Genomic DNA, 12967 nt, shown 5'->3' with positions numbered 1-12967 from the left:
TATTAATAAAGCACGTTTTAGGAGGTATTTATGAAACTTCTCGTCACCGGCGGTGCCGGATTTATTGGCAGTAACTTTGTATTGTATATGTTAAAGCAGCATCCAGATTATGAAATCGTGAATGTGGATGCCCTCACCTATGCAGGTAACTTGGAAAATTTGAAATCCATCGAAGATCATCCCAAACATACCTTTGTGAAAGCAGATATTACTGATGCACAAGTAATGGATCAACTGATGCAGCAGGGAATTGATGTGGTGGTGAATTTTGCGGCAGAGTCGCATGTGGATAGGAGTATTTTGGAGCCGGAAGTGTTTGTGAAAACAAACGTATTAGGGACACAGGTGTTACTGGATGCCGCCAAAAAATATAATGTGACCAAATTTGTACAGATATCGACAGATGAAGTATACGGTTCACTGGGTGAAACCGGATTGTTCACAGAGGAAACTCCATTGCAGCCTAATAGTCCCTATTCTGCTTCCAAGGCAGGCGGTGATCTGTTAGTTCGTGCATATCATGAAACCTTCGGTTTGCCAGTGAATATCACACGTTGTTCTAATAACTACGGCCCATACCAATTCCCAGAAAAACTGATTCCGCTAATGATCTCACGTGCGTTGAGCGATCAACAGCTACCTGTGTATGGGGATGGCTTGAACATTCGCGACTGGCTGTATGTAGAGGACCACTGCAGCGCAATTGATCTGGTCATTCATCAGGGCAAGCTGGGTGAAGTGTACAATATCGGGGGAAATAACGAGCGAACGAATGTGCATATCGTTAAAACGGTATTGGAGGAGCTGGGCAAGCCAGAATCTCTAATTTCGTATGTGCAGGATCGTCCGGGTCACGACCGCCGTTACGGTATTGACCCGAGCAAAACCATGAACGAGCTGGGTTGGAAGCCCAAGCACTCTTTTGAGACCGGCATTAAAGAAACGATTCGCTGGTACTTGGACAATGAGGAATGGTGGACTCGCATTCAATCTGGTGAATATCAGCAATATTATGCTAAGCAGTATGGTTCACGCTTAGGTGACGTGTAAAATGAGAATATTGGTTACTGGAGCATCCGGCCAGCTCGGCAAGGATGTGGTAAAGGTCTTCCAAGAGCAAGGGCATGATATTCTTGGATATGATCGGGAACAGCTGGATATTACGGATTTGGACCAAGCGATGAAAATAGTAGGACAATATCAGCCTGAAGCTGTAATCCACTGTGCAGCGTATACAGCGGTGGATGCGGCGGAGACTGATATGGATAGAGCTTATCAAGTAAATGCGGCAGGGACACGTAATATGGTACTGGCTGCAGAAGAAGTAGGAGCTAAACTGGTTTATATCAGTACAGATTATGTATTTGATGGTACCACCGAGCAGCCTTATCACGAATATGATAATACGAATCCACAGAGTGTCTATGGGAAGTCCAAACGGGCGGGAGAGGTGTTAACCGAGACGCTTTCCTCTAGGTACTTTATTGTTCGGACGTCATGGGTCTATGGGTTGTACGGGAACAATTTCGTTAAAACCATGTTGAAGCTTGGACAAGAGAAGTCGCAACTTCAGGTGGTAAATGATCAGAAGGGTTCACCTACCTATACGGTGGATTTGGCACGTTTTTTGGCGGAATTGATTCAAACGGAGAAGTATGGCGTATATCATGCATCCAATAGCGGTTCTTGCACCTGGTACGAGTTCACACAAGCTATTTTTCAGGATGCCGCAGAGCTATATGCTGTAAAGGTCACTGCAAATTTAGAACCGTGCAGCACCGAGCAGTTTCCCAGACCCGCAGCGCGGCCACGTAATTCCGTGATGGAGCATATTGCGATCCGGACCAACGGATTCCACGATTTACAGGATTGGCGCAAAGGATTGCGTGACTTTTTGCAGGAGTATTTTGATGAATCTGAATAATTAAAACTTTATTATAGCTATCGAAAATCTCCCATCATTTCAGGATTGGGAGATTTTATTATATTAAAGACTATGTTGATTAAGGACGATGAGCATTATAATGTATAGGCAGGTGGGACATACATGTCCCCGTAGCCCATATTTTCAAAGAAGGAGGGCATTACTCTGAACAAACCTAACGTACAAGTTTTATTGTCTACATATAATGGAGCAGCTTACTTAGATGAGCAGGTAGAAAGTCTCATCAATCAAAAAGACGTAGAAGTGCAGATTCTAATCCGTGATGATGGCTCGACAGATGATTCGGTAGCCAAGTTGATTACACTGGAGCAACGCTATCCTCAACAGATTAGGTTATGCCTCAAGAGCAATGTAGGTGTTATTACGAGCTTTTTTGATCTGATTCAAAGATCTTCCGAGACATTCGACTATTATGCTTTTTGTGATCAGGATGATGTGTGGATGCCGAACAAGCTTGCTCGGGCTGTAGCTCAGCTCAGGGAAAAGGATGAGAGCCGCCCGCTGATGTACTGTTCTGCTACCCAAATGGTCTCTCAAAACTTGGAACCCCTCAAGGTATGGCCAGCCGATATTCCCAGACCTTTATCCTTATATAATGCTCTCATCGAGAATGTATGTGTAGGTTGTACCATGGTAATCAATAAACAAACACTTCAGTTCGTGAAAACGAGAATGCCAGATACTTTGGATAACATTATCATGCATGACTGGTGGATTTACTTATGTACCGCCGCTTTTGGTGAGGTCGTTTTTGATCCTGAGCCGTCCATTTGGTATCGGCAGCATCAAAACAATGTGCTCGGAGGGTCAACGGATGGCTGGATCGGCAAGTGGAGGAAGAGACTAAGTAGATTTGTGAAAGGAAAAAACCGCTATATTTTAAGTAAGCAAGCCCGGCAATTTGTTCAACTATATGGACAAGACATGCCTTCTCAATTGTACAGAGATGTGGATCAATTCCTGGATAGCTACCAAAAGGGTGTGCTTTCTCGTATGAGATATATTGGGCAGTCTCCATTCTATAGGCAGTCACGGTTGGACACCTGGATTTATAAGTTAGTTTTTATACTGGGGAAATTATAGAAGATGGAAAGAAAAATATTGAAACTTTTTTCCATATAGGAGCGTCAAATAATCAAAGGTGCAAATGAATGCTAGATAAAATACCATCGAATGCGTGTTCCTTTTTGGAAATATATAGTATAATTGAAACGTGCAACCGATAGAGCTGGCAAGGGCGGTCGGCTAACTCTCCCGAGAAGGGGGGTGAAGCCTGTGACAGTGTTTGAGGCGCTCAGTTTAATGCTGACGTTCGGGGCGTTAATCGTCACACTGTTAGAGTTTAACAAACGAAAATAGACCGCCCCCGCAAGGAAGGGTCTATTTTCGGCCTGATTGTTCTAAAACCGTCCGCTCTTGGAGCGTTGGTTGCGCGGGGCTGGCTGGCACCAGCCCTTTTTCCATGTATATCTTACCACGATGAAATTTAGACCTCAACCGAGGATTTTACAAAAATCTAATAAACGACTTCCAATGAACAATATATAGATCGAAATGGTTTCGTTTGTCTATATTTGCACTTTGGAGCGACTGGAATCGAATTTTGTGAAATTCTACTAACTATGCAAGGTTACAAGTTATGTGCTTTTTTGCGCCCCGTGGCCTGCACGGTATGCTATAATAGGCGATAGTAGAATAGATTACTGAATTTGTCAGGAGCGTTTTAAATATGGATGTAAGCATACTGGTCGTCAACTATAATACGTGTCGATTGACGCTGGATTGTTTGCAGTCAGTGTATGCGTCAAAGACGCAGTATCGATATGAAGTGATTGTTATCGATAATCACTCCAGTGACGGGTCTGTTGAGGCTATTCGTGCTGCGTACCCGGATATTACATTGATAGCTAATAAGGATAATACAGGGTTTGCCAAGGCGAACAATCAGGGGATGGAAGTAGCTAGCGGGCGTTATGTATTGCTATTGAACTCCGATACGTTGGTGCAGCCGGATACGCTGGATACAATGATTCAGTTTATGGATACACACCCGGAGATGGGGGCATCGGGCTGTAAGGTCATTCTGCCGGATGGCTCGCTAGACAAGGCTTGTAAGCGAGGGTTTCCAACGCCGTCGGCGTCTTTTTACTATGCTTTCGGCTGGTCGAAGCGTTACCCGGATAACCCGAAGTACAACCAATATCAGCTTGGGCATCTAAGCCCCGATGATGAGTATCCTGTAGATGTACTGGTTGGTGCTTTTATGCTGGTGCGTAAGGAGACGATTGACCAGGTCGGCGGATTGGACGAAACCTTTTTTATGTATGGTGAGGATATAGACTGGTGTTATCGGATTAAACAAGCCGGTTGGGGCATTTACTACTACCCACGCACATATATTATTCATATCAAAGGAGGCAGTGCTCGCCGTCGTCCTTTGAAAATTATTTATGAGTTTCATAGAGCGATGTGGGTATTTCATCGTAAGCATTATAAACAGCAATACAGCTGGATCACCAACATGGCTGTATATACGGGAATTACGGTGAAGTTTGGAATGGCTTTTCTTAAAAATAAGTTGTCTGCACCGGTTAAGCCGGACGGCGGGGAACAATCTCGTACTGAGGTGAAAGCATGATACGCAGAAATCAGCGTTTTTTAACCCAATTATATATTGTGGCGGATTTCGCGGTCATTCAGTTATCTTTTCTGATCGCTTGGTTTTTCAAATTTGAAAGTGAATGGATCACTTATAAAGAGCCACTTCCTATTCAAGTATATGGAGGTTGGAGCTTAATATACGGTCTGATTGCTGTAGTTCTGGGGATGTTATTCTCACTCTATTCGCCAAAGCGCAAAAAGAGGTTTGCAGATGATGTATTTCGTGTTACCCAGATTCACATTGTTGGCCTATTTGTGCTGTTGAGTGTAATGTTTTTCGTAAAGCAAATCGACATCTCGCGGTCCTACCTGGCGATCTATATGGTTGGTAATGTGCTGATTATTTTGTTTTATCGTTATTTTTTGAAGCAAATTCTTAAAATTCTCCGTCAAAAAGGATACAATAAGCAATTCATGCTCATTCTTGGAGCAGGTTCTTTAGGCCAACGATTTTATCATAATCTTGGACAGTATCCTGATTTAGGTTATGAAGTAGTGGGATTTCTGGATGATAAACGGCATTGGAACGAAGAGGAAGAAGCTCATTTTCGTCCGATTCTTGGAGGATTAGATCAATTGGAGGCAACGCTGTCACGCCTGATGATTGATGAGGTCATTCTGGCGCTGCCGCTGGATGCTCATGATAAGTATCCCAAGATTATCAACATGTGTGAAAAGGCTGGAGTACGCACGCTTATTATTCCCGATTTCTTTGATTATTTGCCGGCACGACCTTACTTTGACAACTTTGCAGGTATGCCGATGATCAATGTACGAGATATTCCACTGGATGTAGCAGGGAATCGATTGTTTAAGCGTCTGTTTGATATTTTATTTTCTTTATTCGCCATTATTCTGACCTCTCCCATTATGCTGGCCGTGGCGATTGGTGTGAAGGTCACATCGAGAGGCCCCATTATTTTTAAGCAGGAGCGGGTAGGCTTGAATCGTCGCACCTTCCGGATGTACAAATTTCGTTCGATGAGGGTACTGCCACCTGGAACTGAAGATACAGGCTGGACGACTGCTAATGACCCAAGACGCACACGTTTTGGTACGTTTATTCGTAAAACAAGCCTCGACGAGCTGCCACAGTTTTTCAACGTACTGTTGGGTGATATGAGCGTCGTTGGCCCACGTCCGGAACGGCCCTATTATGTGGATCAGTTCCGTGAGGAAATCCCAAAATACATGGTGAAGCATCATGTTCGTCCTGGAATTACAGGCTGGGCACAGAGTAACGGTTTGCGCGGAGATACATCTATTGAGGAACGGATTAAGCATGACATCTTCTATATTGAGAACTGGTCGCTCTTATTCGATATTAAAATTATTTTTCGTACAATCCGTAACGGCTTCAAAAACGCTTATTAATTCAGAGCACCCTTCGGCTTAGCCGGAGGGTATTTTTGTGTCTATTACACTTCCATAGCCAACGTCCCGAGATTTCAATAATAAGGCCAATGAATACGCGCTTCACCAGTTCAGCACTATTTTGCCTACTTATATGTACATTTTTTAGTTCAGCTGATATAGAGCTGTTTTGAGTAGGTGTATGTAGGGTATTGACCTGTACGAAAAGGATGTGACACCCTATGAAACGAGTGATTGCTGCGGTTATTCTTTTAATGTTAATCGGTACATTTTTACTAGCTTATAAAGGACAATCTACAGAAGAACATACTGGCTTTACCACACACCGTGTGATTTCGCATGCCATGGGAGCCGTTGATGGTTTGGCTTATACCAATGCGCGTGAAGCGTTTGTAGAAAATTATAAAAAAGGCAGCCGTGTATTCGAGGTCGACCTGATGTTTACTTCGGATGGACATTTGGTGGCACGCCATGAATGGACAGAATCCTTTACAAAACAAATGCAACAGGAACACGCAGTTGCTACAGAGCAGGGCGGAAAGCCCTGGAGCTATCATCAATTTAAAAACACCCCTATACACGGTTCCTATACTCCACTAGATTGGAAGGATGTATTGGATTTATTGGAAAACTACCCGGATGCCTATATTGTGACCGATACGAAAGAGCAGAACCCTGCCCAAATCAAACAGTTGTTTGCGCAACTGACCCGTCAGGTTCAGGAGAAAAATCCCGAACTTTTGTCTCGTATTGTCCCTCAAATTTATAATGAAGAAATGCTGCAAACGTTGCGGAGTATCTATCCTTATACATCCATTATTTATACGCTCTATGCTACAGAAGATACGGATGACCAGATCATTCAATTTGTCCAACAACATGATATAACGGCAGTAACTTTACCAGAAAATCGCGTGAGTGGTGCCTTAGTGGAAAGTTTGCGTCAGGCAGGGGCAGTGTGCTACGTAAATACGATTAATGAGTTGAAGGATGCTACTGACTACGAAAAGATGGGTGTAAGAGGTTTTTATACAGACGTTTTAACGGAAAAAGAACTTGGTAGACGCAGTTGGTTGTATGCGCTGAGACCATGAGCTGTCTGAACTCGGTGTTCCCATTTGATACGAACATTGACACCTTTTAAGCACTGTCATAGACTTAGCATAGAACGCTTTTGGATATTGGATTTCGGCTCGTCTGGATGATGACAAAAGCAATGGATGCTGGAGGAATGTGTGTTGGCAGATTCAATTCAATCATGGAGGCATGTATTTAAGCTTGATCCTGACAAGGAACTGAATGATGAGGCGCTTGATGCCGTGTGTATGTCTGGTACAGACGCCATTATGGTGGGAGGTTCATCAGGTGTAACGTATGAAAATACGGTGGATTTGCTGTCACGGGTTCGGCGTTATGAGGTGCCGTGTGTGCTTGAGGTATCCGATCTGGAAGCTGTGGTGCCGGGGTTTGATCTATATATGATTCCCATGGTGCTGAATACCAGTGACAGTAATTGGATTATGGGGCAGCACCAACGTGCGATTGAGCAATTTGGTTATATGATCCCTTGGGATTTGCTTGTGACGGAAGGATATATTGTTTTGAACGGTGATTCCACCGTCGCCAAGCTTACCAGTGCGGAAACTTCGCTGAGTGCTTCTGCTGCCGCTTCATATGCACAGATTGCTGACAAGCTTATGCATCTACCGATTGTATATGTGGAATATAGCGGTGTCTTTGGAGATATGGAACTGGTACAACAAATACATCGCGGTACGGAGCGATCCCGTGTTTTATACGGAGGAGGGATCGTGGATAAATCTACCGCGTTACAAGCAGCAGCTGTTTGTGACACCATTGTAGTAGGAAACATTATTTATCGTGATTTGGCGAAAGCGTTGGAGACGGTAGCTGTGAAATTGGAAGTATAGAGCGTGAATATATGAAAGCTTAGGGAAAGGAGCATGCACGCATGCAATCAATAGATATACACGAGGCGGTAGCTCGCCTTAATCAGCCTCAGCGTCAGGCCGTGGAGGCGGTAGATGGTCCTCTGCTAATTATGGCTGGCGCAGGCAGTGGTAAGACACGGGTGCTCACGCACCGAATAGCTTACCTCATTGCGACCCGCAAGACGGCTCCATGGGGGATTTTGGCGATTACCTTTACGAACAAGGCCGCGCGTGAAATGCAGGAGCGCGTATCCAAGCTGATTGGTCCGCAGGGGAAAGATGTGTGGGTATCCACCTTTCACTCCATGTGTGTGCGTATTTTACGCCGGGATATCGAGCGGATCGGATTTACCTCCAATTTCAGCATCTTGGATTCTACGGATCAATTGTCTGTCATCCGAAGCTGTATGAAGGATCTGAATATAGATACCAAAAAGTTTGAACCCAAAGCGGTTCAGTCTATGATGAGCACGGCTAAAAATGAACTGGTCACTCCCGAAATGTATGAGCGCAAGATTGGCGATTATTTTGAAGGAATTGTGGCGAAGGTATATACCAAGTACCAACAACGGCTCAGAAACAACAACTCTCTTGATTTTGATGATTTGATTATGGCAACGATTCAGCTCTTTAAAGAAGTGCCCGAGGTACTTGATTTCTACCAGAAGAAATTTCAATACATTCATGTTGATGAATATCAGGATACGAACCGTGCGCAGTATATGCTGTGCAAAATGCTGGCTGACAAGCATCATCGGCTATGTGTTGTAGGTGACAGCGACCAATCCATCTATCGGTGGCGGGGTGCGGATATTAGCAACATTTTGAACTTTGAAGAGGATTACCCGGAAGCACGCACGATTTTGCTGGAGCAGAATTATCGCTCAACTTCAAATATTCTTAATGCAGCTAACGAAGTCATTGGCCAAAACACAGGCCGCAAGCCAAAAAAACTATGGACCGACAAAGAAGGCGGCGCCAAGATTAAGGTTTATCGTGCTGACTCCGAGCATGACGAAGGCTATTTTATCGCCTCAGAAATTCATAAGAATATTAAGGCGGGCAAAACCTATAGCCATCATGCCATTTTGTACCGTACGAATGCCCAGTCTCGGGTGGTCGAGGAAATTTTGATCAAATCGGATATCCCTTACCAAATCGTGGGCGGAATCAAGTTCTATGATCGTAAAGAGATTAAGGATTTGCTGGCGTATCTTCGCCTACTGTCCAATCCTGACGACGATATCAGCCTGATCCGAATCATTAATGTACCCAAACGAAGCATCGGCGACACAACGGTTGGCAAATTACAGGCAGCCGCGGTGGAACGTGGGGTTTCGATTTTCCGTGTGCTTCAAGTGGTTGATGATTTGGGCTTTGCTGGACGCACGCGCAATGCGCTTGTAGAGTTTTACGATATGATTGAAGGTTTAAGTCGGATGGTGGATTACCTGTCAGTTACTGAGTTGACCGAAAAAATGCTGGAAACCACCCAATATCGATTGGAACTACAAAACGAGAATACACTCGAGTCACGCTCGCGTTTGGAGAATATTGATGAGTTTCTGTCGGTAACTATGGAATTTGAAAAAGGGACGGAAGACAAGTCGCTTGTCTCCTTCCTGACCGATCTTGCTCTCATTGCCGATATTGATTCCATGAATGACGATGAAGAGGAGCAGAGTGATGCGGTTGTATTAATGACCATGCATAGCGCCAAAGGACTGGAGTTTCCTATCGTATTTATCGTTGGTATGGAGGAAGGGGTATTCCCTCACAGCAGGGCCTTTTTGGATAATGAAGAGCTGGAGGAAGAGCGTAGATTGGCGTATGTCGGGATTACCCGTGCTGAGGAGCAGTTGTTCCTCACATGCGCTCAGATGCGCACTCTGTTTGGACGTACCACAGCTAACCCGCCTTCCCGCTTTCTCGAAGAGATTCCGGATGAGTTAAAAGAGGATACGGTCATCAAGCGTGATCGTTACCGTCGTTCAGGCAATGTAGGCGGATCTTATGGTGGTCGCGGACTAGGCAAAAGCAGTGGCAGCAACTTTGGTGGAGAGCGCTCGTTTGATACGATGAGCCGTAGTGGCTCGTCTGCTTCCGCGTCGCCCCGCGTAACAGTGACCACTTCCTCACCTGCAAAACCAACTCCGTCTGTTGCGACAGGGGGGGCATCCATTTTTGCTGCCGGAGACAAGGTACAGCATGGCAAGTGGGGAATTGGAACCATTGTAGCTGTAAAAGGAACGGGCAATGATATGGAGCTTCAGATTGCTTTCCCGGCTCCAGTAGGGGTTAAACGACTGTTAGCTGGCTTTGCACCGATTACAAAAGTAGAATAATCTTAAATATTATTAAATCTCGAACCTCATAGGGCAGCTTGGCTAAGGCCTCTGCCCTAATGAAGTTCCCGGAGGGATACGCCTGCATGAACCCAATGCACAGGATGGAGCAGCTTGTTGCTGAACTGAACACATATAACTATCACTACTATACATTGGATGATCCCCAGATCAGCGACAAAGAATATGATGTGCTTTATGACGAACTGGTAGCGCTTGAACAGACAAGCGGTCTTGTACTGCCGGATTCGCCAACACAGCGTGTGGGCGGGGAGATCCTCAAGGGCTTCACACCGCATCGCCATCTCGCTCCATTATGGAGCCTTGATAAAGCTCAGAATATGGAGCAGCTGCGTGCATGGAATGTGCGTGTCGTGAAGCTAGTCAATGATTACAATACCAAGAACCCAGAGCAACCTTTGCCATCCCCCGGCTATGCGATAGAACTAAAATTTGATGGACTGACGCTGAACCTGACATACACGGATGGACAACTGGTGCAGGCTTCCACACGTGGTAATGGTGTGGTAGGTGAGGGGATACTGGCACAGGTCAAGACGATTAAATCCGTGCCACTTACAATTCCTTTTCGAAATGGAACAATTGAAGTGCAGGGAGAAGGAATCATGAATCTTTCTGTACTGTCCAAATATAATGAGACTGCCGCGGACCCTCTTAAAAATGCACGCAACGCCGCAGCTGGTGCTTTGCGCAACTTGAATCCCAAAGTGACAGCAGAACGCCGACTGAATGCATTTTTCTACAACGTGGGATATGCAGACGGTATCCAGTTTAACAGCCACCAGGAGATGATGACCTTCCTGCGTGGAAATCATTTCAAGGTAAACCCATACCTGACTTACTTTGATAATTTTGATGATGTAATGGAGCAACTGATTGAGATTGAGGAATCCCGTGCAGGATTGGACTTTCTTATTGATGGGGCAGTATTGAAAATTACAGATATGCGTACACGTGAAGTTCTCGGATATACTGATAAATTCCCACGCTGGGCGGTGGCCTATAAGTTCGAAGCAGAGGAAACGACTACGGTGCTTAACTCGGTCGAGTGGAATGTAGGAAGAACCGGGAAGATCACTCCACTGGCTAGGGTAGAACCGGTAGAGCTGGCGGGAGTCACTGTACAAAATTGTACGCTGAACAATGCTGGTGATATCGAGCGTAAGAACCTGAAGTTTGCCTTGGGGGCGCGTGTGTTTATTCGTCGCTCAAACGATGTTATTCCTGAGATTTTGGGAAAAGTAACATCTGAGAACGATGGGGAGGAAATTGTTGTTCCAGAGCATTGTCCAGCTTGTGGATTTCCGTTGCAGCAGCGAGGCGCCCATTTATTTTGTGACAATAAGCTAGGTTGTAAACCACAAATTGTGGCCCGCATTTCCCATTTTGCATCACGTGATGCCATGGACATTGAGACGTTCAGTGACAAAACAGCTATCCAACTGCATGATGAACTGGGAGTTCGTGAACCTGCGGATCTGTATACACTGCAATATGATGATCTTGTGAAGCTGGAGCGGTTTGGTGAGAAAAAGGCCAATAACCTCTTGGCGGCACTTGAAAAGAGTAAGGAGAGAGATTTGGCCTCTTTCCTTTATGCTCTGGGCATACCGAATACCGGTAAAGCGACGACACGCATGCTGGCTGAACACTATCGTGATTTGCACAAGACGATGTCCGCTACGGTGGATGAACTGATAGAACTGCCGGATGTAGGTGGGATTGTAGCTGAAAGCATTGTTGCATTCTTTGCCGATCCATTTACTCAAGCAGGGATTGAAAAGATGCTGTCTCTAGGAGTAAAAGCTCAGGCCCCCGAAGCTCCACAGGTGAAAAAGACAGACAGCTTTTTCAGTGGGAAAACGGTTGTGCTTACAGGTACCTTGCATCAGCTTACGCGTGATGAAGCTGCATCAAGGCTGGAGGCGCTGGGAGCCAAAGTTGCCGGATCTGTATCGAAAAAGACGGATCTAGTCATAGCTGGTGAAAAGGCTGGGAGCAAGCTGGCTAAGGCACAACAGCTCGGAATCGACACCATAGAAGATGAGGATGAATTCATCAGACTGTTAGAACAAGAATAATAGTTTTTGCAATGAGGGCAGTCATTCCGTTCCAAAGCGGAGTGGCTGCCTTATTATCTGTTATATAGTAAAGAACAAGAGTATAAAAAGGTGCTTGCTAAATAACTTCAGGCATGATATATTATTAGACGTTGCTTTGAGAATAATATTTCTTGAAGCAAAGTTGCTGAAAAGAAAATCGAAAAAAGATTTGACAAGAAAGCAACTAACATGGTATGATATAATTCCTGACTTGTTAAACAAACGAGGTCAGACAAGTTCTTTGAAAACTGAACAAATGGATGATGAAATAAAGATTACTTCTTTTATAAAGAAGAATCGCTAGCATTAAAAATGAGCTAATCGCTCTTTCTATAAACCAACTTCGGTTGGTCTTTAATGGAGAGTTTGATCCTGGCTCAGGACGAACGCTGGCGGCGTGCCTAATACATGCAAGTCGAGCGGGGTTAGTTTGAAGCTTGCTTCTAACTAACCTAGCGGCGGACGGGTGAGTAACACGTAGGCAACCTGCCCACAAGACAGGGATAACTACCGGAAACGGTAGCTAATACCCGATACATCCTTTTCCTGCATGGGAGAAGGAGGAAA

General features: G+C 44.9%; 10 protein-coding genes and 1 rRNA gene. All 11 read left to right on the top strand.

Going from position 1 to position 12967, the window contains the following annotated elements:
- The first annotated feature begins 30 nt into the window (after positions 1 to 30).
- Positions 31 to 1050 carry a dTDP-glucose 4,6-dehydratase gene (rfbB, locus tag OIU26_RS10555; RefSeq protein ID WP_264216798.1) on the top strand — a complete coding sequence of 340 codons (1020 nt, stop codon included), beginning with the start codon at positions 31 to 33 and terminating at the stop codon, positions 1048 to 1050.
- Between the two features lies 1 nt (position 1051).
- Entirely contained in the window at positions 1052 to 1924 is an 873-nt protein-coding gene (gene rfbD, locus OIU26_RS10550) for a dTDP-4-dehydrorhamnose reductase (RefSeq protein ID WP_264216797.1), read from the top strand.
- Between the two features lie 192 nt (positions 1925 to 2116).
- Positions 2117 to 3028 carry a glycosyltransferase family 2 protein gene (locus OIU26_RS10545; RefSeq protein WP_264216796.1) on the top strand — a complete coding sequence of 304 codons (912 nt, stop codon included), beginning with the start codon at positions 2117 to 2119 and terminating at the stop codon, positions 3026 to 3028.
- Between the two features lie 183 nt (positions 3029 to 3211).
- Positions 3212 to 3304 (top strand): putative holin-like toxin, encoded by a 93-nt coding sequence (locus OIU26_RS10540; RefSeq protein ID WP_219727884.1) that lies wholly within the window; start codon positions 3212 to 3214, stop codon positions 3302 to 3304.
- Between the two features lie 370 nt (positions 3305 to 3674).
- Positions 3675 to 4583 (top strand): glycosyltransferase family 2 protein, encoded by a 909-nt coding sequence (locus OIU26_RS10535; protein WP_016324754.1) that lies wholly within the window; start codon positions 3675 to 3677, stop codon positions 4581 to 4583.
- The gene (locus OIU26_RS10530) at positions 4580 to 5980 is read left to right on the top strand and encodes an undecaprenyl-phosphate glucose phosphotransferase (protein ID WP_013373301.1); all 1401 of its coding nucleotides are present in this window, start codon (positions 4580 to 4582) and stop codon (positions 5978 to 5980) included. The genes OIU26_RS10535 and OIU26_RS10530 overlap by 4 nt, the downstream gene beginning before the upstream one ends.
- 221 nt (positions 5981 to 6201) lie before the next feature.
- Positions 6202 to 7074, top strand: a complete 873-nt coding sequence (locus OIU26_RS10525) for a phosphatidylinositol-specific phospholipase C/glycerophosphodiester phosphodiesterase family protein (protein WP_264216795.1) — start codon at positions 6202 to 6204, stop codon at positions 7072 to 7074.
- 126 nt (positions 7075 to 7200) lie between these two features.
- The gene (locus OIU26_RS10520) at positions 7201 to 7911 is read left to right on the top strand and encodes a heptaprenylglyceryl phosphate synthase (RefSeq protein ID WP_264216794.1); all 711 of its coding nucleotides are present in this window, start codon (positions 7201 to 7203) and stop codon (positions 7909 to 7911) included.
- Positions 7912 to 7952: 41 nt separating this feature from the next.
- Entirely contained in the window at positions 7953 to 10277 is a 2325-nt protein-coding gene (pcrA, locus tag OIU26_RS10515; RefSeq protein WP_264216793.1) for a DNA helicase PcrA, read from the top strand.
- Positions 10278 to 10363: 86 nt separating this feature from the next.
- The gene (gene ligA / locus OIU26_RS10510; RefSeq protein WP_264216792.1) at positions 10364 to 12379 is read left to right on the top strand and encodes an NAD-dependent DNA ligase LigA; all 2016 of its coding nucleotides are present in this window, start codon (positions 10364 to 10366) and stop codon (positions 12377 to 12379) included.
- A gap of 375 nt (positions 12380 to 12754) precedes the next feature.
- Positions 12755 to 12967, top strand: a 16S ribosomal RNA gene (locus OIU26_RS10505); the annotation flags it as partial.

It is taken from the genome of Paenibacillus sp. BT-177, assembly GCF_025846815.2.
Classification (GTDB): domain Bacteria; phylum Bacillota; class Bacilli; order Paenibacillales; family Paenibacillaceae; genus Paenibacillus; species Paenibacillus polymyxa_C.
This window is presented reverse-complemented; position numbering and strand designations above follow the sequence as displayed.